The sequence below is a fragment of the Nocardia arthritidis NBRC 100137 genome, from assembly GCF_001612765.1.
GTDB lineage: Bacteria > Actinomycetota > Actinomycetes > Mycobacteriales > Mycobacteriaceae > Nocardia > Nocardia arthritidis.
This window is the reverse complement of the sequence record NZ_BDBB01000062.1, coordinates 14,489-36,796: the sequence shown is the minus strand read 5'-3', so window position 1 is coordinate 36,796 and position 22,308 is coordinate 14,489. Positions and strand designations below refer to the sequence as shown.

The window sequence follows — 22,308 nt, the reverse complement described above, 5'->3', positions numbered from 1 at the left end:
AAGGTGTTCGAATCGATCGCCCGCGGGTAACCACAGAGCGGCGGACCCGGCCACAAAGCAGATGAGGGGGTCCGGGTCCGCCGCTCGCCCTCCTGGGTCCGCCGTCCCGCCGCGACACGCCGGCCAGCGACCTCTGAGCACACCGAATTGAACCGCAGAGCTGCCCTATTCCGTTGACGAATCGAAAGCGGCACCGGCGCAACGCCGTGCCGCGCCTTCGGAACGGAACCCGACATGACACTCGACGAACAACTCCGCACCCGGCGCAGTGTGGTCGCCGCCGGGGCGGGCATCGCCGCCGCGGCGGCGGTCACCGCCTGCGCCTCCTCCGGCAAGAGCGAACCCCCACCCGCGCCGGGCGACCGGCCTGCCGATGCGGACCGGCAGGCGAACACGCTGGCCAAGACGGCCGACATCCCCGTCGGCGGCGGCGTGATCGCCGGTGACACTGTGGTGACCCAGCCCAGTGCGGGCACCTTCGTCGGGCTGTCGGCGGTGTGCACGCACGCGGGATGCAAACTCGCGGCGGTGTCCGGCGGCACCATCAATTGCGCCTGCCACGGCAGCAAGTTCGCGCTGGACGGCTCGGTGGTCAACGGCCCGGCCACCAAACCCCTCGCACCGCGCGCCGTCCGGGTCTCGGGTGATTCGGTGGTCGCCGGGTGAGCCGGTCGGCCGGGTTCAGGAGCCGCCGAACATCTCCGCCATCCGGCGGTCCATCTCGTCGGGCGGCACATCCTCCACATGGGTGGCCACGGTCCACCGGTGCCCCCACGGGTCTTCGAAGGCGCCGCTGCGATCCCCATAGAACTGGCTGGTCATCGGCGTGAGCTCCGTGGCGCCCGCGGCCAGCGCGGCGGCGAAGGCGGCGTCGGCGTCCTCGACGTACACGTACAGGTTCACGGGGGTGCCGCCGACCGTCTTCGGGTCGAGGAAGTCCATATCGGGCGCCGGATCGCCGACCATGACGACGGAATCGCCGAACATCAGCTCGCAATGGGCGATCTTGCCGTCCGGACCGGGCATCCGCATACGTTCGGTGGCGCCGAAAATGTTCTTGTAGAAATCGATCGCCGCCGCCGCGCCGTCGATGGCCAGCCCGGGCGAGACCACCGGATAGCCATCGGGGACGGGTTTGACATCAGACATGGAGAACCTCCGGTCGAGGCGTTGTGTCGGACCATGTCGAGCCTATTCCGGCGATCCACGCAATTGGGGGGTTCGTCGGAAATCAGGGACCCGCGCCGCCCTGCAGCCGACGCACCTGGGCCGCGGTGAGCGCGCTGAGCACAGCGGGGTCCACCACCTCGGGCGCGGTCACCGCGACCTGCAGCAACGTGCTTCCCACCTGGACGATCGCGACCGACGAGCCGAGCGTGAGCCCCTCGCTGGTGGCGCGCACCTGGAAGGCGCCCGCGGCGTCGCCGACCGGCGGCTGGGTGAGCCCGCCGATCCGGTAGTCCACCGCGATATCGGTGGCGTCGTCGCTGGAATAGCGCGTGCATCGGCGCAGCGTCTCCTGCACGGCCGAAAACGCGGCCGGGAGCGCGTCAGGCGGATAACTCGCAGCATCGATATCGATACTGGAGAAATTCGGCCCGGCGTATTGCGTAGACGCCTGGGCCAGTGCGCCGGAGTATTGCGCGCCGAGCGGAGTGAGTACCTTCGCGCATTCCGCCGGTTTCGTCGCCGAGGCGCCGGTCGGGGCGGTCCCGGCGCCGGCGCGCGGCGGCAGCGCGGTGAAGCCGGACGGCAGGTCCGCCTCGCCCAGGAGCCGGGCGCCCAGCCGTCCCGAATCGGTCTCGGGCGCGGCGGTCACCGGAACCGCGGACACCGCGGACGCCGGCGGCGGCAGCTCGGGCGCTCCTGGCTCGGCGGGCTCGGCGGGCTCGGCGGAGCCGCAGCCCACTACGAGAGCGACGTACGCCACCGCGAACGGCAGGGCGCACGCACGGGTCATTCGGTCCACGACACCTGCGTATCGATTGTCTGGCGCAGCGTGCTGTCGCTGTGCGGATCGCGGTAGGCCTGGTGCCCGCCGACGGTAATGGATCCGGCCACCGGCAGGGGCAATCCGAGATCCACCGTGATGGTGCCCGTGCCCTCCATGACGTAGTCCCGGATATCCAGCGTGCCCGCGTTGTTCGGCAGGTTCCACACCGGCGACTTCGGCTTCTGGGTGACGTGCAGTTCGATGGTGAGCCGGTCCCCGTCGCGTTTGCTCAGCATCGCGGTGGTCACCTGGTCGAGCAGGACGCCGCTGCTCACCTCCTGGCGCACCGTCCACACCGCGCCCTCGCCGACAGGCTGGTCGGGGAACGCGATCGACCGGTACACGGCCTGGTAGAACGCCTGCTCGAGGGCGGCGCGGGCGGTGTTCGACGCGTCGGGGGCGGGCTCGAGCCGCAAGGCGGTGATCGTGCCCAGATCGCTGAGGTCGAAGCCCGCGTGCGAGCCGCCGATCTTGGTGAGCGCTTTGGCCATCGTCGGGTCCGGTGAGGTGACTGTGCCAAGAGTCAGATCGATGCCGTCCGCGGTGGTCTGCGCGGTCATGGGAATGGTCAGCGCCGGGGTGGAGAAGTCGCGCTTGGGCTGTTCATCGATCTGCTGTTCGATGTGGTGGGCGGTATAGAGCGTGACCCGCTGCGCGGTGCCGGCCGGATACTCCGGCCGCAGCAGCGAACGCGGCTCCGCACCGGCCGATTCGACCGTGGCCACCGCGGCCGCGATCGGCACGGTCACTTCCTTGCCGATTCCCAGCGGCTCCGTTCCGTCGGCCTCACCGCTCGACTCCGCGCCGTCGCCGCAACCGACGCCGAAGGCCGACAGCCCGACCGCGAGCACCATGAGCAGCACGCCCGAGCGTGCGCTTCGTGCGGAGCCTGGGCTCCGATGAAGGCGGGGGGAAGACAACACCGTCACGAGCAACAGCGTACGACCGCTTCCTGAGTGTCAGCTGGGACATCCGAGTGTGCGCCGGTCGGCGTGCCACGCGCGTCCGCCGGTCGCGCGGCCGGGGCAATCGGACGCGCGCACCGGGCCCGATCGGGCTCGAGAGATGATGGTCGGCGTGAGTGACGACGGGCCGCCCGAGGAAAACCCAGCAAACACCGCCGATCCGACGACCGAGCCTGCTCCACCGCAGCGCCTGCGGACGCTGCTCGTCCTCGCCGCGGTGGTGCTGGGCCTGGATCTGCTCACCAAGACCATCGCGGTCGCGAAACTGACGCCGGGCGACCCGGTGTCGATCGTCGGTGACGTCGCGCGCCTGAGCCTGGTGCGCAATCCGGGCGCGGCGTTCTCCATGGCCACCGGCATGACCTGGTTGCTCACCCTCGTCGCCGCCGCCGTCGTCGTCGGAGTGGTGCGCATCGGCCGCACCTTGCGCTCGCTGGGGTGGGCGATCGGTCTGGGCATGGTGCTCGGCGGGGCGCTCGGCAATCTGATGGACCGGCTGTTCCGCGCGCCGGGCCCGCTGCAGGGCCACGTGGTGGACTTCGTCGCGATCGGCTGGTGGCCGGTGTTCAACGTCGCGGACTCGGCCATCGTCTGCGGCGCGATCCTGCTGGTCGCGCTCACCGTGTTCGGCTTCGAACCCAACGGCACCCGGGTCGGCCACGGCAAGCCCGGCGACGCGAGCGAGGGCAGCGCGGCATGAGGGAGACCAGGACCATGCCCGTCCCCGACGGGCTCGACGGCATGCGCGTCGACGCGGGCCTGGCCCGCTTGCTCGGCCTGTCCCGCACCGCGGTTGCCGCGCTCGCCGAGGAGGGCTCGGTGCAGCTCGACGGTGTCGCCGCGGGCAAGTCCGATCGGCTCACCGCGGGCGCCTGGCTCGAGGTGATCTTCCCCGAGCCGAAGCGGGAATTGACCATCGAAGCCGAACCGGTGGAGGGGATGAAGATCCTCTACGCCGACGACGACATCGTCGCGGTGGACAAGCCGGTCGGTGTGGCCGCGCACACCGGTGTCGGCTGGAGCGGGCCGACCGTCGTGGGCGGGCTCGCCGCGGCCGGATACCGCATCTCCACCTCGGGCGCGCACGAACGGCAGGGCATCGTGCACCGCTTGGATGTCGGCACCTCCGGAGTGATGGTGGTCGCGCAGTCCGAGCACGCGTACACGATGCTCAAGCGCGCGTTCAAACAGCGCACTGTCGACAAGCGCTACCACGCTGTGGTGCAGGGGCATCCGGACCCGAGCAGCGGCACGATCGACGCCCCGATCGGCCGGGCCCGCGGCAACGACTGGAAGTTCGCCGTCACCGCCGACGGACGGCCCAGCGTCACCCACTACGACACCGTCGAGGCGTTCCATTCGGCCAGTCTGCTGGACATCCATCTGGAGACCGGCCGCACCCATCAGATCCGGGTGCATTTCTCCGCGATCCGCCACCCGTGCTGCGGCGATCTCACCTACGGCGCGGACCCGCGCCTGGCCGAGCGGCTCGGCCTGCAACGCCAGTGGCTGCACGCCCGGTCGCTGGGCTTCCAGCATCCCGCCGACGGTCGCTACCTGGAGATCACCAGCGAGTACCCGGACGACCTGAAACACGCGCTGGACGTCCTGCGCGATGTCTGACCGCCGGCTGCCGCCGCGGCGCGGTATCTTCCTCGCCGCCGCGGTCGTCGCGCTGATGGCGCTGATCTACGCGCTGGGAGCGCTGCATCCGCCGTATCGCACCGCGGCGGCCACCGACCGGCTCGGGCCCGACCAAGGCGAGCAGGTGACGGATTACCTCGACCGGTCCCGTGATTCGCTGGAAGCGGGCGGCGACGAACCACGCTGGGCACTGGTGTCGTTCACCGAACCGCTGGTCCCCGAGCAGATTCCGGCGCACAGCGGCGGATTGCGGATCTCCCAGGTGCTCTATCGAGTGCCGGTCCCCCGCGTGCAGACGCCCCTGGTGTCCGTGCCCGTCCCGGAAGGTGCGGCCGCGGCAGTGGATTCGGCGCAGGACGCCGCCTGGCTGCTCCCGCGCCCCGCCGACGACCGTTCCGCCCGCGTGGTGGCGTACTCCGCCGCACGACTCCGGGAGGGCTGCGGCTGCGTCGTCGGGCTGGTCGTCCGGGGTTCCTCGGCGCGGTTGCGGAACCTGGCCGGGCACAACGGCATCCGCGCGGTCCAGGCGCTTCCCGCCGACGCGGTGGCGGGCGGCTTCGCGGTGGTTCCGCTGCTGCCCGACTACCGCGACGTCGTCGCGCCCGGCCCCGACGACGGACCGGTGCCGCAGCCGTGAGCGTCGGGGCGCTCAGTCCGGCAGGGTGACTACTCCGTCGAGGTAGCGGCGACAGCGCCCGAACAGCAGCACCCGGTCGCCCGCCAGTTGGCAGCGCAGGCTCCCGCCGCGGCGAGAGAGCTGCCTGGCGTGCAGTTCGGTGCGGCCGAGCCGCTCGCTCCACAGCGGAACCAGCTGGGCGTGCGCGGACCCGGTCACCGGATCCTCCGGAACGCCCACACCGGGGCCGAAGAAACGGGAGACGAAATCGACCGTGTCGCCGGGCGCGGTGACGACGGCGGCGCGCGGCAGGGCGGGGAACGCCGACAGCACGGGCGCGACATCGCGCACCTCCTGTTCGGTCGCCACGACGATCACCTCGTCGGTGCCGGAATACGCGGCCACCGGACGCACCCCGAGCGCCGCGACGAGCGCGGGATCGGGCCGCACCGGGATGCTCGGCACCACCGGCAGGTCGAGGACGAACTCGTCGTCGTCGGTGCGGTCGACGTGCAGCCAGCCGCTGCGCGTGTAGAAACTCACCCGGTCCTCGCCGGGATGCAGGTCGGCCAGGATCTGCGCGGCGCTGGCCAGGGTGGCGTGCCCGCACAGCGCGACCTCCACCCTCGGGGTGAACCACCGCAGGTGGAAAGCGGGCCACTCACCCGGCGGCATGCCCGCCTCGGGAGGTAATTGCGATGTATAGAACGCGGTCTCGGCGAGGTTGTTCTCCTCGGCCAGCTGTTGCAGCAACGCATCCGGGAGCCACGACGGGAGCGGCATCACCGCGGCCGGGTTGCCCGAGAACGGTGCGTCGGCGAACGCGTCGATCTGGTGCAGCAGTACCTCCATAGTCTCCAGAAGGTACTCCAACTCTGAATGGCCGCTTCGCACAAGGCTTCTCGTGGCGCGGCTAGTCAGGCGTCCAGTCTGTCAGGCGGCCCCGCCGGGCGAGCTCGGCAGCAGTTGCCGCTTGTCGCCGAGCAGCACGGCGCTCACCCACCACGCGGCCTCGACCAGCACGATGCCCACCACACCGCAGGCCACCGCCGCACCGGTGAGCGCGAGGTTGGAGGGGTCGAGTTTGAAGAACTCGCGGGTGAAGGGAACGGTGAACAAGAAGACGTACGCCGCCACCGACGCCGCGATCAGGACCACCTTCCACCAGACGTACGGACGCGCGACGATGGCCAGCACCCACACCGCGATCATGATCAGGGTGATGAGGGCGGTGGTGCCCGCCTGGACCTTCTGCTCCTCGCCCGCCTCCGGCCCGGCATAGGCGATCAGGTACGCCACGAAGGTGGCAGCGCCGATCACCACGCCCGACGGGATGGCCAGTCGCATGACCCGTCCGACGAAGCCCGTGCGGGCACGCTCGTTGTTGGGCGCGAGCGAGAGGATGAACGCCGGGATGCCGATGGTGAACCAGGCCGCGATCGTGACGTGGCGCGGCAGGAACGGGTAGCCGATGGGGTCGTAGTCGAAGATCTGGGAACCGACACCGGCGATCCCGACCAAGAAGGCGAGCAGGACGGAATAGACGGTCTTGGTGAGGAACAGATTCGAGACGCGCTCGATGTTGCCGATCACCCGGCGTCCCTCCCCGACCACATAGGGCAAGGTGGCGAACTTGTTGTCCAGCAGGACGATCTGCGCCACCGCCCTGGTCGCCGGGCTGCCCGAGCCCATGGCCACGCCGATATCCGAATCCTTCAACGCCAGAACGTCGTTGACGCCGTCGCCGGTCATCGCCACGGTGTGCCCGCGCGACTGCAAGGCGGACACCATGGCGCGCTTCTGGTCCGGACGGACCCGGCCGAAGGTGGTGTTGCGGTCCAGCACACCGGCCAGTCCGTCGCGGTCCTCCGGCAATTCCCGCGCGTCGATCGGGTGATCGCCGCCGGGTAGATCGAGCGAGGAGGCCACCGCGCCGACCGACACGGCGTTGTCGCCGGAGATGACCTTGATGGAGACATCCTGGCTCGCGAAGTAGTCGAGTGTGTCGCGGGCGTCGGGCCGGACCTTCTGCTCCAGCACGACCAGGGCGGCGGGCCGCACAACGCCGGGAGCGTCCGCCGCGTCCACCGCACGGTCGCCGCGCGCCAGCAACAGCACCCGCAGACCGGAGGCGCCCAGTTCCTCGGCCACCCGCGCGTCCGCGGAGTCCGGGTCCAGCAACACGTCCGGCGCGCCGAGCAACCAGTCGCCGTGCTCGCCATAGGAGCAGCCGCTCCACTTCTTGGCCGAGGAGAACGGCGCGACGGCGGTGCGCTGCCAGCCGGGATCGTCCGGCAAGGCCTCGATGATGGCCTGGACGCTCGCGTTCGGGCGCGGATCGTCGGCGGCGAGCGCGGCCAGCGCGGTGCGTACCTCGGCGTCGTCGAAGGTGTTCAGGGTCTTCAGGTCCGACAACCGCATGCCGTTCTCGGTCAGCGTGCCGGTCTTGTCCGCGCACACCACGTCCACGCGGGCCAGGCCCTCGATCGCGGGCAACTCCTGGACCAGGCACCGGCGCCTGCCCAGCCGCACCACGCCGACCGCGAACGCGATCGAGGTCATCAGCACCAGCCCCTCGGGCACCATCGGCACCAGCGCGGCCACCATCCCGGTGACCGCGGGCCGCCAGGACTCCTTGCTCGAGACGAGCTGGTTGTAGATGCTCAGCAGGCCCGCTGGGATCAGCAGGTAGGTGATGAACTTCAAGATCTTGTCGATACCGCTGCGCAGCTCGGAGTGCACCAGGGTGAACTTGCTCGCCTCCTCGGCCAGCCGCGCCGCGTAGGCGTCCCGGCCGACCTTGGTGGCGCGGTAGGCGCCGGACCCGGACACCACATAGCTGCCCGACATCACCGTGGCGCCGACCGCCTTGTCGACCGGATCGGCCTCGCCGGTGAGCAACGACTCGTCCACCTCGAGCTGCGCGGACTCCTCGACCGTGCCGTCCACCACGATCTGGTCGCCGGGCCCGAGCTCGATCAGGTCGTCGAGCACCACATCGTGCGGCGCGACCTCGATCGTCGTGCCGTCCCGGCGGACGGTCGGCTTGGCCTGGCTGACGATGGCCAGCTCGTCGAGCGTGCGCTTGGCGCGGATCTCCTGGATGATGCCGACCGCGCTGTTGGCGACGATCAGCAGGCCGAACATGCCGTCGATGATCGATCCGGTGGCCAGCACCAGGACGAAAAGGACCCCGAGGATGGCGTTGATCCGGGTGAAGACGTTCGCGCGAACGATGTCGCGGACCGAGCGGCTCGCCCGATCGGGGACGTCGTTGGTCAGCCCGTCGCGGCGACGTTGCTCGACCTCGGCCGCGGTCAGTCCGGTGGCGCCCGAAGCCTGCACGGTAATCGACATGACCGCAAGGCTACGGGACAACTACGTTCGTCCTCGTGCGGCGAAGCAGGTCCATCCCCGGTGCAGCGTTCGGAGCGAGCGCGTACTTCTTGTGGGGACTTTTCCCCGCGCTCTTCGGATTGCTGGCGTTCGCCAGTCCGGGTGAGGTGGTGGCGCAGCGGATCGTCTGGACGCTGGTCGTCGTGCTCGCGGTGCTCGCCGTGAGCGGCCGGATCCGCGAGTTGCGCGGCATCGGCGGCCGCGTCTGGCGCCTGGCGGCCGTCGCGTCCGCCGCGATCGCGCTGAACTGGGGGGTGTACGTCTACGGCGTCACCTCGGGCCACGTCGTGGAATGCGCCCTCGGCTACTTCATCAACCCGCTGGTGACCGTCGCGTTCGGGGTGGTGATCTTCCGGGAACGGCTGACCGGCGCCCAGTGGGCCGCCCTGGCCCTCGGCGCGGGTGCGGTGGCCGTGCTCACCGTCGACTACGGCAGGCCGCCGGTCATCGCCCTGGCCCTGGCCTGTTCGTTCGCCACCTACGGCCTGGTGAAGAAGGTGATCCCGCTGGACGCGCTGCGCGGCATCGCCGCCGAGGGCATCGTCGCCGCGCCCTTCGCGCTGGCGTTCGCCATCGCTCTGGCGGTCACCGGGCACAGCGAATTCGCCTCCGGCCCCGCGCACACCGCGCTGATGGCAGCCACCGGGCCGGTGACCCTCGTCCCGCTGCTGCTGTTCGCCGTCGCGGCTCAGCGCGTCGCGCTGTCCACCATGGGCCTGCTGCAATACCTGACCCCAGCGCTCCAGATGGCCTGGGGCGTCGCCGTCGCGCACGAGCCGATGCCCGCCTCGCGATGGGCCGGTTTCGCGCTCATCTGGGCCGCGCTGGCGCTCTTCACCACCGAAGCGCTGCTGCGAGCCCGGCGCGCGCGGCGCACATCGCGTGATCTCACAGGCGCAGCACCACGTCCGTGACCCGAGGCAGCGGTCAGACCCGATCACCGGACGCCGAGAAGCGACTATTCGTCGGAAACGGTTGCGAAAGTGTCGGATCCGACACTTCTAAACGTTCCGTCCGCTTTGTAGCGTCGACACATGACCGCGCCCGAACCCCTTCGCTCCCGCACCCGCATCTGGCGGACACCCGCCGGGACGGCTCCCGACCTGCTGGGCATGACCGGCCGAGAGATCTTGCAGGGAGCGCTCGACGGGCGAATCCCGAACGCGCCGATCCTGAACGCACTCGGCTTCCGGCTGGTCCAGGTCGGTGAGGGGATCGCGGTTTTCGAGGGCGAGCCGGGCGATCACCTGCTCGACCCCATCGGCGGGGCGCACGGCGGCTTTGTGACGGCGCTGCTGGAATCGGCCCTCGAATCGGCCGTGATGACGAGATTGCCGGGCGGGACGCGGTCCACCTCGGTTCAGATCGGAATCCACGTGCACCGGCACGTGCGCAGCGACACCCGGACGCTGCGCTGCGAAGGCACCGCTATCCACGTCGGCCCCACCACCGCGAGCGCGGAGGCCCGCCTGATCGGAGCCGAGGACGGTGAACTGTACGCGCACGCCGCCGCGACCTGCGCGATCCTGCGGATGATCTAGCGAGAGTGCCGCACCGGGCCGACAGGGCAGCTCGAACCGCCCGGTGCGCAACACATTCCACGCAACGACGCCGGGCCGGTCGTGCGAACTCAGCTGCAGGCCGCCGACTGCTGGCCGAGGTTGGTCAGCATGGTGCAGGCCCACGCCTTCTGGATCTTCCACTTGCCGTTGTCGGCGACGAACGGCACGTCGACGATGTTCTCCTGGCCGTTGAGGATGAACTTGGCCTTCGCGTTCACGCTGTCGCCGAACGAGGTGACGTCGGTGACCTCGATCTTCACGTCGGCGCCCGCCGCGGCCTGGGACAGGCGATCCGGCAGCGTCGGATCGGCTTCGGCGCCCTGGACGTTGTCCAGCTTCTCGGAGCCGGGCACCGACGGGTCCAGCGCACGGGAGAGGGCGGTGTTCAGCTCCGCGGGGGTCGGGACCGGCGGCAGGTTCGCGCTGGCGACCGCCGACGCCTTGGCGCTGGTCGACGTCTTGGCGGCGGGCTTGCTGTCCTTGTCGTCGCCACCGCAGGCGGTCAGGCCAAGCGCGGCGACGATGGCCAGGCCGGCGATCGCGATGCGTCCAGTCTTACGAAGCTTCAACTGCTCGTCCTTTGCGTTCGAGAGGTCCGTGTCGTGTTCCACCTTGACAGCCGCCACCCGAACCGGCGGCGCTGCACGAGGTCCCAGGCTACCGGCACCGGGGGGCGCCGCCGAAGATCCACACGGACCGACGATGGTCGTCGGCAGCGAACGTACGCGCCCGGCCGGGCGATGTCGAGCCACGGGCCCGGCCGTCAGAGCAGGCTGCGCAGTGGATCGGCCCGGGTGAGCGCGGCGTCGCCGGCGGCGAAGGTGCGCGCGGGACCCGGACCGGTGGAACGGGTTTCGAAGCGAACGGTCACCACGCCGAGCCCCGCGCCCTGCACCCAGCCGTGGCCGTGCTCGGGATGGGTCACGTCCATGCCGGGATGCCAGACGGCCGCGGGCAAGGTGGGCGCGCTGGTCTGCGGAGCAGCGCCGAGTCCGGCGGAGCGCGCGGGCTCGGCTTCCGGCTGCGCCGTGACGATCTCGGCGGCGGTGCCGCGATCCAGTTCGGGGAACAGCGACTCCTGGCGGATCGTCGACAGGCCGCCGTAGCCGACCCCGACGAGACGGATCGGGCCCAGTTCCCGCGGGTCGAGCGCCGAACGTTGCGCGGCGGCGGCGAGGGTGGCCAGGTCCTCGGTGGCATAGGGCAGGGTGAAGGAGCGGGTGACGATGCTCATATCGGACTTCTTCAGTTTGAGCACCACCGTGCGCGCCGCGCGCCCGTCGCCGGTGAGGCGCCGGTGCGCCGCCGCCGCCATGTCCTCGATGGCCGGGCGCAGCTGCTCGAGGCTGACGATGTCGGTCTCGTAGGTGGTCTCGGCGCTGATCTGCTTCGCCTCGGTGCGTTCGGCGACCGGACGATCATCGATGCCGCGCGCCAGCCGGTGCAGCGCGGCGCCCACACTGCCGCCGAGAATCGACATCGCCTCCGATTCCGGCAGGGCGGCGAAAGCGCCCACCGTCTCGATGCCCAGCGAACGCAATCGGCCCTCCGCGACCGGCCCGATTCCCCACAACTTGCGCACCGGCAGCCCCGCCAGCAGACGCGGCTGCTCGACCGGCGAGATCACTCGCACCCCATCGGGCTTGGCCAAGCCGGAGGCGATCTTGGCCAGCTGCTTGCCGGTGCCCGCGCCCACCGAGGCGGTCAGCCCGGTCCGCTCGCGCACCACCGCGCGCAACTCCTCGCAGAACGCGTGCACCCGCCCGGCCGTCGCGCCCGCCAACTCGGCGGGCTCGCCGAACGCCTCGTCGTACGACAGCGTCTCCAGCACCGGGATCCGGCTGCGCAGCGCGTCGAAGACCTGTCCGCTGACCACCCCGTAGACCGCCCCGCGCGGCGGCACCACCACCGCGGTGACACCGACCAGCCTGCGCGCCTGATGCATCGGCATCGCCGACCTGGCGCCGAACACTCGCGCCTCGTAACTGGCTCCGGCAACCACCCCGCGCCCACCGGTTCCGCCGACCAGCACCGGCCTGCCGCGCAACGTCGGCCGGGTCAGCTGTTCGACCGAGGCGAAGAACGCGTCCATATCTATATGCAGAACCCAGCGCCGGGCGACGCTGTCCGCGTCGGCGAACGCCGGGAGAGGCCGGGGGCTCACCGAGCCGTCCCCGCGCGTCGTCCCGATCCCGGTCGACGGCGTGGCCGCGCGCTCGACGCTCGGTTTCTCGGTACGCACGGGTGCAATGTACGCCCGCCCACCGACAGCTCGGGGCAAGCGGTGACGCTGTCAGGTGGCTGTGCGCTAGCTGCCGGTTACCTGCCGGTGTCGCAGCTCGCCTCGGCTCGTCTCCGGATGACCGTTCACCTCGCCGCACCGGCCTTGATCTGCCCTTTTCCGCACCGGACCCGATACTCGGCAGTCCCGAAACAACCGCCGACGTGCCGCGGGGAGGGAGCTCGGCGCCCGGTCCGATATGTGATGATCGGACTCATGAATATCCGCAAGGCCGTCATCCCGGCCGCAGGTATCGGCTCCCGGCTGCTTCCGCTGACCAAGGCCATCCCCAAGGAGATGCTGCCGGTCGGCGACAAGCCGGTGATCGAGCACACCGTCCGCGAGCTGGTCGCTTCGGGCATCACCGACATCACCATCGTGGTCAGCGGCGGAAAATCATTGATCCAGGACCACTTCCGCCCCAACCCGGCGCTGGTGGCCCAGCTGCGCGCGGACGGCAAGACCGCCTTCGCCGACGCGGTCGAGGAGGTCGGCGAGCTGTCCCGGCTCGGCCACATCACCTACCTCGACCAGCACGGGCCGTACGGCAACGGCACCCCGGTGCTCAACGCCGCCCGCAATCTCGGCGACGAGCCGATGCTGGTGCTGTGGCCGGACGACGTGTTCGTCGCCGAGGTGCCACGCGCCCAGCAGCTCATCGACGCCTACGAGGCCACCGGCGCACCCGTCCTGGCGTTGATGCCGATGGATCCCGCCGAGTCGCAGCGCTATGGCGTGCCGGTGGTCGCCGACGACCAGGGCAACGGCCTACTGCGCATCACCGGACTGCGGGAGAAGCCGAAGCCGAAGGACGCGCCGTCGTCGTTCGCCGCGATCGGCGGCTACGTCGTCACCCCCGGCATCATCGACGAGCTGCGCAGGCAGACCGAAGCGTGGTATAAGCACCGCACCGGCGAGGTGTACCTCACTGACGCGATCAACGTGCACGCGGCGAACAATCCGGTCTTCGGCAAGGTGATCCGCGGCCGGTGGTACGACACCGGCAACCCGGCCGACTACCTGGTGGCGCAATTCGCCTCGGCGCTGGCGCACCCGCAGTACGGACCGTCGCTGCGCGACCTCGCCGACGGCCTCGACGGCTGACCTCCTGGCCACGACCACGGCGAGCGACTCTCCGACACGGCCCCGACCAAGCCTCCCTCTACCGGTCGGGGCCGTGTCATCCCGGGAGCAGCCGCGATCGGCATCGCGTGCCGTCGGCGGGTGCGCTCAGAAGCGGCGGATGGCGTAGATGTCGAATTCGTCGAGCGGGGTATAGCCCACGGGCACACCCCAGTCATAGGCATTGAGTACCAGGCCGTTACCCGCGTAGATGCCGACGTGCGAGCCGTCCTGATTCAGCACCACCACGTCGCCGAGCGAGAGCGAGCCCCGCGGCACCGGTGCGCCCGCCTTCGCCTGCTGCCAGGTGGTCCGCGGAATGCTTACGCCGACCTGGCGATACGCCCACTGCACGAGACCCGAGCAGTCCCAGCTGAAGGGGCCCGTCCCGCCCCATTCGTAGGGCTTGCCGATCTGCGTCGTCGCCGCGGCCAGCGCGCCGAGTCCGAACACACTGGGCACCGGCAGGGCGCCCGAGCCGCTGGCGCTGCCGGAGTCACCGCCGGGACCGCTGCCCGAGGCCGAACCGGAGGAGGCGCTGCCCGGCCCGCTGCCGGAGGCGCTGCCGGTGTCGGCCCAGACGGGTCCGGCGAGCAGGAGGATGGTGATGGTGGAGAGCAGAAATCCGAGTGCGATGCGGTGCGTCGATTTTCTCGGCACGTACTCGCCCCTTCCATGGGCGCGGATGACTGGCCGCCGATCGGCAGCCTGGCTAATACATGGCATCAGCAGCGGCCACCGATGTGGAGCCACCGCCACCCACGCCGGGCGTGTTACCGGCGCGGCCGAATTCCAAGTAAGACAAGCCAGAAAGAGAAACTGCCGCCCCCGGGACGAGCCGGGCAACAGCAGCGACACCGCAGATTGTGCCTGGGATATCGGCGAATTGTCGGGAATCAGCAAATTCTCAGCATGTGATCTACATCACTAATTTGCCAGCTGATCCGCAACGGTCGGGCCCGAGACAACGGGCACGAGGACCACGCCGCACAGCAGCCGGGGCGGGACCCGATGGGTCCCGCCCCGGCTCGCTCGATACTCGGCGCGCTACGCCTTGGCGAGCTTCGCGCGCACGCCGCCGACCAGATCGGCGGCCTCCGGACCCGCGTCGCCGAAGATCAGCGTGGTAGCGAGGATCTCGCCCGCGATCAGGTCACGGTGCGTCTCGGCCCACGCGGCCCGCTCCGCCGGGACCTCCAGCACCACGGAGATGCGGTCGGAGACGTCCAGTCCGGACGACTTCCTGGTCTCCTGGAGATCGCGGATCAGGTCCCGCGCCCAGCCCTCGGCCTCCAGCTCCTCGGTGACCACCGAATTGAGCACCACCAGACCCGCGTTCCCGGGCAGCGCCGCGGTCGACTCGGGTTCGGCCGCGACCAGGCGCTGGGTGTACTCCTCGGGCAGCAGGGCGATTCCCGCCGCGCGGACCGTGCCGTCGGGGTCCTCGGACCACTCCCCGGCCTTGACCGCCTTGATCACCGTCTGCACGTCCTTGCCCAGTCGCGGGCCCGCGGCACGGGCGTTGACCACCAGCTCGAAGCGGCCGTGCGAGTCCACGTCGGTGGTCAGGTCCACCTTCTTGACGTTGACCTCGTCGGCGACGATGTCGGCGAACGGCGCCAGCCGCTCGGCGTCGGCCGCGGCGATGGTGACCTCGGCCAGCGGCAGCCGCACCCGCAGGTTCTGCGCTTTGCGCAGGCTCAGCACCGTCGAGCACACCACCCGCACCTCGTCCATGGCGGCGACCAGCTCCGGGTCGTCCGGCAGCTCGTCCTCCTTCGGCCAGTCGGCCAGGTGCACCGAGTCGCCGCCGGTCAGCCCGCGCCAGATCACCTCGGTGATCAGCGGCAGCAACGGCGCCGCCAGCCGGGTGACCACCTCGAGCACCGTGTGCAGGGTGTCCACCGCGTCGCGATCCTCGCTCCAGAACCGCGACCGCGACCGCCGCACGTACCAGTTGGTCAGCGCGTCGGCGAACGAGCGCAGTTCCTCGCAGGCGCCGGCGATGTCGTAGACCTCCAGCGCCTCGGTGATGACATCCCGGGTTCGCGCGAGCTTCGCCAGGATGTAGCGATCGAGCACGTGCGGCGAATCCGTGCGCCACACCCCGGGCTTGGAGGCGTACAACTGCAGGAAGGTCCACGCGTTCCACAGCGGTCGCAGCGCGTGACTCACACCCTCGCGGATGCCGCGCTCGGTGACGATGAGGTTGCCTCCGCGCAGGATCGGCGAACTCATCAGGAACCAGCGCATCGCGTCCGAGCCGTCCCGGTCGAACACCTCGTTGACGTCCGGGTAGTTGCCCTTGGACTTGCTCATCTTCAGGCCGTCGTCACCGAGCACGATGCCGTGCGCGGCAACGGTCTTGAACGCCGGGGAATCGAACAGCGCCGTCGCCAGCACGTGCAACGTGTAGAACCAGCCGCGGGTCTGCCCGTTGTACTCGACGATGAAATCGCCCGGGAAGTGGCTGTCGAACCACTCCTTGTTCTCGAACGGGTAGTGCACCTGGGCATAGGGCATCGAGCCGGACTCGAACCAGCAGTCCAGCACCTCCGGTACCCGGCGCATGGTCGACTTGCCGGTCGGGTCGTCGGGATTCGGCCGGGTGAGTTCGTCGATCATCGGGCGGTGCAGATCGGCCGGGCGCACGCCGAAGTCGCGCTCCAGCTCGTCCAGCGATCCGTACACGTCGACGCGCGGGTAGGCCGGATCGTCGGACACCCACACCGGGATCGGGCTGCCCCAGTAGCGGTTGCGGCTGATGTTCCAGTCGCGCGCGCCTTCCAGCCACTTGCCGAACTGGCCGTCGCGGATGTGCTCGGGCACCCAGGTGATCTGCTTGTTGAGCTCGACCATCCGCTCGCGGAACTTGGTGACCGCGACGAACCAGGACGGCACGGCCATGTAGATCAGCGGCTGCCCGGAGCGCCAGCTGTGCGGGTAAGAGTGCTCGATCGTCTCGTGCCGCAACAGCTTTCCCGCGGCCTTGAGGTCCTTGATGATCACCGGGTTGGCGTCGAACACCATGAGACCCTCGTACGGCGGGACCATCGAGGTGAACTTGCCGCCCGCGTCCAGCGGCTGCACCAGCTCGATGCCGTGCGCGGTGGCGACGTCCATGTCCTCCTCACCGAAGGCGGGCGCCAGATGCACGATGCCGGTGCCGGAGTCGGTGGTCACGTAGTCGGCGGTGAGCACACGGTGGGCGTTGGGGTGGCCCAGGAAGAAGTCGAACGGCGGCGCGTAGGACAGCTCGGCCAACGCGGCGCCGTCGAACTCGGCGAGCACCTCCGGGGTCTCGCCGAACTCTCGCGCGTAGTGCGAAACCCGTTCGGCCGCGAGCACATAGCGTTTGCCGTCGGCTCCGCGCAGGTGCACGTAGCGGACATCGGGGTGAACCGCGATCGCCAGGTTGGACGGCAGCGTCCACGGCGTCGTGGTCCAGATCAGCGCGTTGGCGCCGTCGAGTTCGTGCAGCGGATGCTCCGCGGGCACGCGCAACGCCATGTCGACGGTCACCGCCGGGTCCTGGCGCATTTTGTAGGCGTCGTCGAGGCGGGTTTCCTGATTCGACAGCGGCGTCTGCTCGTACCAGCTGTAGGGCAGCACCCGGAAGCCTTGATAGATCAGGCCTTTGTCGTACAGCGACTTGAACGCCCACATCACCGACTCCATGAAGTCGGTGTCCAACGTCTTGTAGTCGTTGTCGAAGTCGACCCAGCGGGCCTGGCGGGTCACGTAGTCGCGCCATTCCCCGGTATAGCGCAGTACCGACGATTTGCAGGCCGCGTTGAATTCCGCGAGCCCCATCGCATCGATCTGTGATTTGTCCGTGATACCGAGCTGCTTTTCGGCTTCGATTTCGGCGGGCAGACCGTGGCAGTCCCATCCGAATCGCCGATCGACCCGCTTGCCCCGCATGGTCTGGAAACGCGGGACGAGGTCTTTGACGTATCCGGTGAGCAAATGTCCGTAATGCGGCAGACCGTTGGCAAAGGGCGGACCGTCGTAGAAAACGAATTCGGCTGCGCCGGAACGGTTTTCGATGCTCGCACGGAAGGTGTCGGCGGCCGCCCACGCGTCGAGCACGCGGCGCTCCATCTCGGGGAACGACGTCCCGTTGCCGACGCCGAGGTCGACGCGCGGGTACGCGCTGTTGCTGGAAGTGTGGTCCGCCATGGCGGATACGTCTCCTCGTGCCGTGTGTCATGGGCACGGGGACGATGACGGCGCCCGGTGCGCCGAGACCGCGGTACCACCCCGCTTGTCCGGCGTGACGAACGCCGGACCTCTCATTCGCGAGCTGTGACGGGCTCACCCGTTCGGTTCTACTGAGCGCCCGGCCCGCGGGCCGCGCCACCGTTCTTCCGAAGGCTCCCCGGTGATAGCCGGATCGACGCCGTATTCATGTTTGATTCTAGCCGCAGCGGTCAACTCATATCGAAGAGCAGGTCAGCGTTTGGCATGTCGGCCGGGAGGCAGTGGTGAATCACCGTCCGGACTCCGCATGGACAAAGCGCTCACCAGCAGGAGTATCGCACCGATGACGCACACCACGATGCAACCCCACGCCCAGATCACCGAACCGGTGGTGAGCGCGGCCACGAGCAGGGCGAAGCCGATCGCGGCAAGGACGAGTGTCAAGACGAGCATGGTGACCCCCAAGGCATGCCGGGCGGCTCGACAGTTCCTCTAACGGTATGCGAACTGCTGTGCTCGTGCGCGGCGCGCTACTTGCCGCCCTTGGCGAAGGAGGCCGGCGCGAGGTTGTTCGCCGTGTTGGCGTCCGCGAACGCTTCGCCGCCGTCGACCGGAACCGCCGAGCCACGGTTCTCCAGCTCTTCGAGCTGCGACTCCAGGTACGACTTCAACCGCACCCGGTACTCCCGCTCGAAGGTCTTGAGCTGCTCGATCCGGCTCTCCAGCACGCTGCGCTGCTGGGTGATGGTCGCCATGATCTCGGTGTGCTTGCGCTCCGCGTCGGCCTGCAACGCGTCGGCCTTCTCCTTGGCCTGGCGCAGCTGGCTGTCCGAGCGGGTCTGCGCGTCCGACAGCATCGCGTCCGACTTCTGGCGGGCGTCGGCGATCATCGCCTCCGACCGCGTCCTGGCGTCTCCGACCAGTCGCTCGGAATTCGCCCGGGCATTCGACAGCAAGCTCTCCGCCTCGGCCTTGGCATCGCTGGTCAGCCGATCCGCCATCTCCTGGGCGAGGCTGAGCACCTTGGCGGCCTGCAGGTTCGCGTCCGCGCCCGGAGCGTCCTTGGCCACCGGCGCGGCGGGCATCGGAGCGGGCGGCGCGGCGGGAACCGGGGGCTTGATCGGTTCCGGCGGAGGCGGCGGGGCCTGCGGAATCGGCGCTTTCACCGTGTTCGCCACGGCCGGGCCGCGGTTCTTCTTCGCGTCGGCCAGCTCCGCGTCCAGTTCGGCGACCCGCTGGCGCAGATCCGCGTTCTCCTCGATCAGGCGCGAGAGCTCCTGCTCCACGAGATCCAGGAACGCGTCGACTTCATCCTCGTTGTAGCCGCGCTTCCCGATCGGCGGTTTGCTGAACGCGACGTTGTGCACATCGGCTGGGGTCAGCGGCATGGAAGGATCCCTTCGCGCGTCTTTTGGAGATCTAGCAGATCTAGCAAGCTGTCTTCTCGGCCCATTCTGTCACACCGGAGCTACCGGTTGCCCGAGCCTGCCCACGATCGACATCAGGATGAAGACGATGAAAAGCAGGACCATAATCGACAGATCCAGGCGAATTCCGCCCAGCGACACCGGGGGTATCAACCGCCTCAGCAGTTTCACCGGCGGGTCGGTGATCGTGAAGATCACCTCCAGGACGACGACCACGACACCGGTAGGACGCCAGTCTCGGGCAAAGCTACGGATGAACTCGACGATCACCCGGCTGATCAGCAACAGCCAGAAGATGAACAGTACGAAGTACAGCACCGCGAACAAGGCCACGAGTTCACTCTGCCGTAAAAATCGCTTCGCGCAAAATGACCGCGCCGCACAACGGGCGACCGGTCCGCTTCACCCCCCAGATCACGACCTTATTTCTGGTTGTAGAAGCCGGTTTCCGCGATGCGCCTGCGTTCTTCCGCTGATACGTCGACATCGGCCGGTGAGAGCAGGAACACTTTCGTCGCCACCTTGTCGAACGACCCGCGCAGCGCGAAGGCCAGACCCGCCGCGAAGTCGACCAGCCGCTTGGCGTCGGCATTGCTCAGATCGACCAGATCCATGATCACCGGATTGCCCTCACGGAAGCGTTCGCCGATGATGCGAGCCTCGCTGTAGTCGCGCGGGCGCAGCGTGGTGATCTTGGACAAGGGGCCTCCGTCCTCGAAGATCCCGGGCCGCCGCACGGGGGCGGGCTCGGGACGCACGCGCTCCTCCAGCCTGCGCTCCTCGGCGTCGGGATCGACGGCGAGCGCGCCACGGGTGGTGCCACGCAGCGGTGGCGCGCTCCCACCCGCCCGGAAGCGGCCGGACGGTGCGGCATCGATCCGGGTGGGACGTCTGGGCGCGTCGTAGCGGTCGTCACCGTAGGGCTCGTCAGCGTAGTCGTCGCGCCGCGACACCGAGTAACCCGCCTTATAGGGCGACTTGTAGGCGGGCTCGGGGTAGTCGACGTCGTCGAAACGCCCCGCGCCGTAGCGGTCGTCGCCGTAGCGGTCGACGTAGCCGTCGCGGTCGGAGTAGTCACGGGGCCGGGGCCGGCGAGCACCGCGCTCGTCCACGCCTCGGGGAGCGCGATCGTCGACGTAGTCGTCTTCGTAATCCTCGAGCGGAACCATGCCGAAGTACGCCTTGAACTTGTGCAGCGTGCTCATTGGTCGACCTTCCTTCGGCCCCGGTGGCGGCCGGGTGTTGAAGTCTTGCTCAGCCCTCGTCAGATCCCAGCATATGTGTCGAATGTGACTGATGAGGTTTCTTTGCTAGCCCGAGGTTATCGGTCGCATACCCATCAAGGCGGTACCGACACGCACAACCGTCGAACCGTGTTCGATCGCGCATTCCAGATCGCCGGACATTCCCGCGGAAAGCTCTGTCGCGTCCGGATGATCGGCGAGCAACAACGTGTGCAACATCGCAAGTCGCGCAAATGCGGCATCAGACTCCGCCCCCAAGGGCGGAATGGCCATCAGACCCGACAAACGTAATCCCGGCGCGTTCGCAATCCGTTCGGCGAGCACGGGGAGATCCGCGGCCGCGACACCCCCTCGCGTGGGGTCGTCGTCCAGGCTCACCTGGAGCAACACCCGCAGTGGTTCGGTGCGCTCGCCCGCCTCCAACGCAGCCTGGGCACCGGCGTCAAGAGCGGTTGCCAGGCGTTCGCTGTCGACCGAGTGAACGGTGTGCGCCCAGCGGGTGACGGCCCGGGCTTTGTTCCGCTGCAACCGCCCGATCATGTGCCAGCGAATGCCGGAGAGGTCTTCCTCACGCAGCGCCGCCACCTTCGCCGCGGCCTCCTGCTCCCGGGACTCGCCGAACTCGCGCCGGCCGAGCCGGTGCAGGATCGCCACGTCGGCGGCGGGGAAGAATTTCGTCACCGGCAGCAGCCGCACCGAATCCGGCGCGCGGCCCGCCGCGCGGCAGGCGGTGTCGATGCGAACGAGCAGGCCCGCCAGGTTGGCCGACAATTCGGCGGTCCGCGTCGTGAGCGCGCCGTCCACCGCGGTCCTCGCCTCGGCGTTCATGCGCGCCTCCCACCGACGCTCGGCTCCGGCACCGCGCAGGCGTCGCGCGCGCTCATGCGCCGGTCTCCATCCAGATCACTCCCGCGATCCGGCCGGTCGGCGCGCCACGGCGATGACTGAACAAGGTGCGGTCCTCGATGGTGCAGCGCGGGTCGACCGCGATCGCGCCGACGCCCGCCTCGGTGAGCTGCCGGGAGATACCCGCGCGCAGATCCAGGCCGGGGGTACCGCGAACGGTGGTGGTCGCGCTGCCGGGCAGATGCGCTTCGACGTCGGCGCGCATGGCGGCGGGAACCTCGTACTGGCGGCCGGAGGCGGCGGGCCCGAGAAAAGCTCCCACCCGGTCCAGGCGCGCACCGGCCGAGACCATCGCCTCGAGCACGCGCGGCACGATGCCGATGCGAGCGCCGATCCGTCCCGCGTGCACCGCGGCGATCACGCCCGCCTCGTCGTCGGACAACAGAACGGGCACGCAGTCGGCGGTGAGCACAACCAGTGCGAGTCCCGGCACGGTGGTCACGAGCGCGTCGGTGGCGGGGACCGGTTCGGCGCGCGGGCCGTCGACGATCTCCACGGTGCGGCCGTGGATCTGTTCCATCCAGACCAGGCGCTCCGGCGGCAGGCCGATGCCATCGGCCAGCCGGTCGCGATTGCGCCGCACGGCCGCCGGATCGTCGCCGACGTGGTCGCCCAGATTGAACGAGTCGTAAGGTGGCGCCGAGAAGCCTCCAGCCCTGGTCGTGGTGACCCGTCGGACAGTGATGGTCGGCGCGATAGTCATGGCGACGAGCGTAGTTGCGCTCGGCGACGGGCGTCGAAATGCCCAGGTAGAGAGCGAATATTCCCCCCAGGCGGTGGCGATTGCGTCGCATCGGGCGCCCCGGCGCCCAGCCCCGCCCGGCCGGCCCCCACGCCGGCCTTCCCCCGAAATCACTGATCCACAATCGAACTCCGGGACACCACTCCCCGTGTCCCGCCGAGACGTCCCGGCCCGGGCTGGGATCGCTCTGCGCGGTCGGTCCCGGCC

22 protein-coding genes are annotated in these 22,308 nt (G+C 69.5%); 7 read left to right on the top strand and 15 right to left on the bottom strand.

What is annotated here, in order from left to right; translation table 11 throughout:
* Nucleotides 1-234: 234 nt before the first annotated feature.
* Entirely contained in the window at nucleotides 235-666 is a 432-nt protein-coding gene (locus tag NA8_RS30340; RefSeq protein WP_063053730.1) for a QcrA and Rieske domain-containing protein, read from the top strand.
* Between the two features lie 15 nt (nucleotides 667-681).
* On the opposite strand, the gene NA8_RS30335 is transcribed toward NA8_RS30340, so the two are convergent.
* The 3 genes from NA8_RS30335 to NA8_RS30325 form a co-directional block, all read right to left on the bottom strand.
* A complete protein-coding gene (locus tag NA8_RS30335; protein WP_063053729.1) occupies nucleotides 682-1,149 on the bottom strand; it encodes a VOC family protein in 468 nt (155 codons plus the stop codon).
* 82 nt (nucleotides 1,150-1,231) lie between these two features.
* Nucleotides 1,232-1,960, bottom strand: a complete 729-nt coding sequence (locus NA8_RS30330; RefSeq protein ID WP_063053728.1) for a sensor domain-containing protein — start codon at nucleotides 1,958-1,960, stop codon at nucleotides 1,232-1,234.
* A complete protein-coding gene (locus NA8_RS30325; RefSeq protein WP_084467197.1) occupies nucleotides 1,957-2,847 on the bottom strand; it encodes a hypothetical protein in 891 nt (296 codons plus the stop codon). Before NA8_RS30325 ends, NA8_RS30330 begins: the two co-directional genes overlap by 4 nt.
* Before the next feature lie 214 nt (nucleotides 2,848-3,061).
* Here NA8_RS30325 and lspA point away from each other — a divergent pair, with 214 nt between their 5' ends.
* Genes lspA through NA8_RS30310 form a run of 3 tightly spaced genes read left to right on the top strand, consistent with a single transcriptional unit; the run spans nucleotide 3,062 to nucleotide 5,239 of the window.
* Nucleotides 3,062-3,658 carry a signal peptidase II gene (gene lspA, locus NA8_RS30320; protein WP_245660147.1) on the top strand — a complete coding sequence of 199 codons (597 nt, stop codon included), beginning with the start codon at nucleotides 3,062-3,064 and terminating at the stop codon, nucleotides 3,656-3,658.
* Nucleotides 3,655-4,581 carry an RluA family pseudouridine synthase gene (locus tag NA8_RS30315; protein ID WP_040865953.1) on the top strand — a complete coding sequence of 309 codons (927 nt, stop codon included), beginning with the start codon at nucleotides 3,655-3,657 and terminating at the stop codon, nucleotides 4,579-4,581. Before lspA ends, NA8_RS30315 begins: the two co-directional genes overlap by 4 nt.
* Nucleotides 4,574-5,239 carry a hypothetical protein gene (locus NA8_RS30310; RefSeq protein WP_063053727.1) on the top strand — a complete coding sequence of 222 codons (666 nt, stop codon included), beginning with the start codon at nucleotides 4,574-4,576 and terminating at the stop codon, nucleotides 5,237-5,239. The genes NA8_RS30315 and NA8_RS30310 overlap by 8 nt, the downstream gene beginning before the upstream one ends.
* Nucleotides 5,240-5,251: 12 nt before the next feature.
* On the opposite strand, the gene NA8_RS30305 is transcribed toward NA8_RS30310, so the two are convergent.
* Entirely contained in the window at nucleotides 5,252-6,070 is an 819-nt protein-coding gene (locus NA8_RS30305) for a PhzF family phenazine biosynthesis protein (RefSeq protein WP_063053739.1), read from the bottom strand.
* A gap of 81 nt (nucleotides 6,071-6,151) precedes the next feature.
* Nucleotides 6,152-8,575 carry a cation-translocating P-type ATPase gene (locus NA8_RS30300; RefSeq protein ID WP_063053726.1) on the bottom strand — a complete coding sequence of 808 codons (2,424 nt, stop codon included), beginning with the start codon at nucleotides 8,573-8,575 and terminating at the stop codon, nucleotides 6,152-6,154.
* Between the two features lie 35 nt (nucleotides 8,576-8,610).
* Between NA8_RS30300 and rarD the strand changes: the two genes are divergently transcribed.
* On the top strand, nucleotides 8,611-9,528 hold the full coding sequence (rarD, locus tag NA8_RS30295) for an EamA family transporter RarD (protein ID WP_063053725.1): 918 nt from the start codon (nucleotides 8,611-8,613) through the stop codon (nucleotides 9,526-9,528).
* A gap of 120 nt (nucleotides 9,529-9,648) precedes the next feature.
* Nucleotides 9,649-10,155 carry a PaaI family thioesterase gene (locus NA8_RS30290; protein ID WP_063053724.1) on the top strand — a complete coding sequence of 169 codons (507 nt, stop codon included), beginning with the start codon at nucleotides 9,649-9,651 and terminating at the stop codon, nucleotides 10,153-10,155.
* 89 nt (nucleotides 10,156-10,244) lie between these two features.
* Here the strand turns inward: NA8_RS30290 and NA8_RS30285 are convergent, their stop codons facing one another.
* Together NA8_RS30285 and NA8_RS30280 are read right to left on the bottom strand one after the other, a co-directional pair.
* Nucleotides 10,245-10,745 (bottom strand): WKL family lipoprotein, encoded by a 501-nt coding sequence (locus NA8_RS30285; RefSeq protein ID WP_063053738.1) that lies wholly within the window; start codon nucleotides 10,743-10,745, stop codon nucleotides 10,245-10,247.
* Between the two features lie 194 nt (nucleotides 10,746-10,939).
* Complete coding sequence (locus NA8_RS30280; RefSeq protein ID WP_084467196.1) at nucleotides 10,940-12,268, bottom strand: DNA polymerase IV; 1,329 nt, start codon at nucleotides 12,266-12,268, stop codon at nucleotides 10,940-10,942.
* A 405-nt stretch (nucleotides 12,269-12,673) separates the two neighbouring features.
* On the opposite strand from NA8_RS30280, the gene NA8_RS30275 reads away from it, so the two are divergent.
* Nucleotides 12,674-13,561 carry a UTP--glucose-1-phosphate uridylyltransferase gene (locus NA8_RS30275; protein WP_063053736.1) on the top strand — a complete coding sequence of 296 codons (888 nt, stop codon included), beginning with the start codon at nucleotides 12,674-12,676 and terminating at the stop codon, nucleotides 13,559-13,561.
* 126 nt (nucleotides 13,562-13,687) lie between these two features.
* On the opposite strand, the gene NA8_RS30270 is transcribed toward NA8_RS30275, so the two are convergent.
* From NA8_RS30270 to pgeF, 8 genes are all read right to left on the bottom strand, one after another.
* Nucleotides 13,688-14,239, bottom strand: a complete 552-nt coding sequence (locus NA8_RS30270; protein ID WP_245664065.1) for an NlpC/P60 family protein — start codon at nucleotides 14,237-14,239, stop codon at nucleotides 13,688-13,690.
* A 387-nt stretch (nucleotides 14,240-14,626) separates the two neighbouring features.
* Complete coding sequence (ileS, locus tag NA8_RS30265; RefSeq protein ID WP_063053723.1) at nucleotides 14,627-17,761, bottom strand: isoleucine--tRNA ligase; 3,135 nt, start codon at nucleotides 17,759-17,761, stop codon at nucleotides 14,627-14,629.
* A 273-nt stretch (nucleotides 17,762-18,034) separates the two neighbouring features.
* Nucleotides 18,035-18,235: a hypothetical protein gene (locus NA8_RS30260; RefSeq protein ID WP_063053734.1), complete on the bottom strand. Its 201-nt coding sequence runs from the start codon at nucleotides 18,233-18,235 to the stop codon at nucleotides 18,035-18,037.
* 77 nt (nucleotides 18,236-18,312) lie between these two features.
* Complete coding sequence (wag31, locus tag NA8_RS30255) at nucleotides 18,313-19,170, bottom strand: DivIVA-like cell division protein Wag31 (RefSeq protein WP_063053722.1); 858 nt, start codon at nucleotides 19,168-19,170, stop codon at nucleotides 18,313-18,315.
* A 69-nt stretch (nucleotides 19,171-19,239) separates the two neighbouring features.
* Entirely contained in the window at nucleotides 19,240-19,542 is a 303-nt protein-coding gene (locus NA8_RS30250; protein ID WP_039797136.1) for a YggT family protein, read from the bottom strand.
* 89 nt (nucleotides 19,543-19,631) lie between these two features.
* Entirely contained in the window at nucleotides 19,632-20,414 is a 783-nt protein-coding gene (locus NA8_RS30245) for a cell division protein SepF (RefSeq protein WP_040865945.1), read from the bottom strand.
* Between the two features lie 105 nt (nucleotides 20,415-20,519).
* A complete protein-coding gene (locus NA8_RS30240) occupies nucleotides 20,520-21,281 on the bottom strand; it encodes a YggS family pyridoxal phosphate-dependent enzyme (RefSeq protein WP_063053721.1) in 762 nt (253 codons plus the stop codon).
* 52 nt (nucleotides 21,282-21,333) lie between these two features.
* Nucleotides 21,334-22,062 carry a peptidoglycan editing factor PgeF gene (gene pgeF, locus NA8_RS30235; protein WP_063053720.1) on the bottom strand — a complete coding sequence of 243 codons (729 nt, stop codon included), beginning with the start codon at nucleotides 22,060-22,062 and terminating at the stop codon, nucleotides 21,334-21,336.
* Nucleotides 22,063-22,308: the final 246 nt, after the last annotated feature.

Coding starts and splice junctions, on each gene's coding strand:
- NA8_RS30340 (WP_063053730.1), top strand. CDS start 235: ATGACACTCGACGAACAACTCCGCACCCGGCGCAGTGTGGTCGCCGCC.
- NA8_RS30335 (WP_063053729.1), bottom strand. CDS start 1,149: ATGTCTGATGTCAAACCCGTCCCCGATGGCTATCCGGTGGTCTCGCCC.
- NA8_RS30330 (WP_063053728.1), bottom strand. CDS start 1,960: ATGACCCGTGCGTGCGCCCTGCCGTTCGCGGTGGCGTACGTCGCTCTC.
- NA8_RS30325 (WP_084467197.1), bottom strand. CDS start 2,847: ATGGTGCTCGCGGTCGGGCTGTCGGCCTTCGGCGTCGGTTGCGGCGAC.
- lspA (WP_245660147.1), top strand. CDS start 3,062: ATGGTCGGCGTGAGTGACGACGGGCCGCCCGAGGAAAACCCAGCAAAC.
- NA8_RS30315 (WP_040865953.1), top strand. CDS start 3,655: ATGAGGGAGACCAGGACCATGCCCGTCCCCGACGGGCTCGACGGCATG.
- NA8_RS30310 (WP_063053727.1), top strand. CDS start 4,574: ATGTCTGACCGCCGGCTGCCGCCGCGGCGCGGTATCTTCCTCGCCGCC.
- NA8_RS30305 (WP_063053739.1), bottom strand. CDS start 6,070: ATGGAGGTACTGCTGCACCAGATCGACGCGTTCGCCGACGCACCGTTC.
- NA8_RS30300 (WP_063053726.1), bottom strand. CDS start 8,575: ATGTCGATTACCGTGCAGGCTTCGGGCGCCACCGGACTGACCGCGGCC.
- NA8_RS30290 (WP_063053724.1), top strand. CDS start 9,649: ATGACCGCGCCCGAACCCCTTCGCTCCCGCACCCGCATCTGGCGGACA.
- NA8_RS30280 (WP_084467196.1), bottom strand. CDS start 12,268: ATGGACGCGTTCTTCGCCTCGGTCGAACAGCTGACCCGGCCGACGTTG.
- NA8_RS30275 (WP_063053736.1), top strand. CDS start 12,674: ATGAATATCCGCAAGGCCGTCATCCCGGCCGCAGGTATCGGCTCCCGG.
- ileS (WP_063053723.1), bottom strand. CDS start 17,761: ATGGCGGACCACACTTCCAGCAACAGCGCGTACCCGCGCGTCGACCTC.
- NA8_RS30260 (WP_063053734.1), bottom strand. CDS start 18,235: ATGCTCGTCTTGACACTCGTCCTTGCCGCGATCGGCTTCGCCCTGCTC.
- wag31 (WP_063053722.1), bottom strand. CDS start 19,170: ATGCCGCTGACCCCAGCCGATGTGCACAACGTCGCGTTCAGCAAACCG.
- NA8_RS30245 (WP_040865945.1), bottom strand. CDS start 20,414: ATGAGCACGCTGCACAAGTTCAAGGCGTACTTCGGCATGGTTCCGCTC.
- NA8_RS30240 (WP_063053721.1), bottom strand. CDS start 21,281: ATGAACGCCGAGGCGAGGACCGCGGTGGACGGCGCGCTCACGACGCGG.
- pgeF (WP_063053720.1), bottom strand. CDS start 22,062: ATGACTATCGCGCCGACCATCACTGTCCGACGGGTCACCACGACCAGG.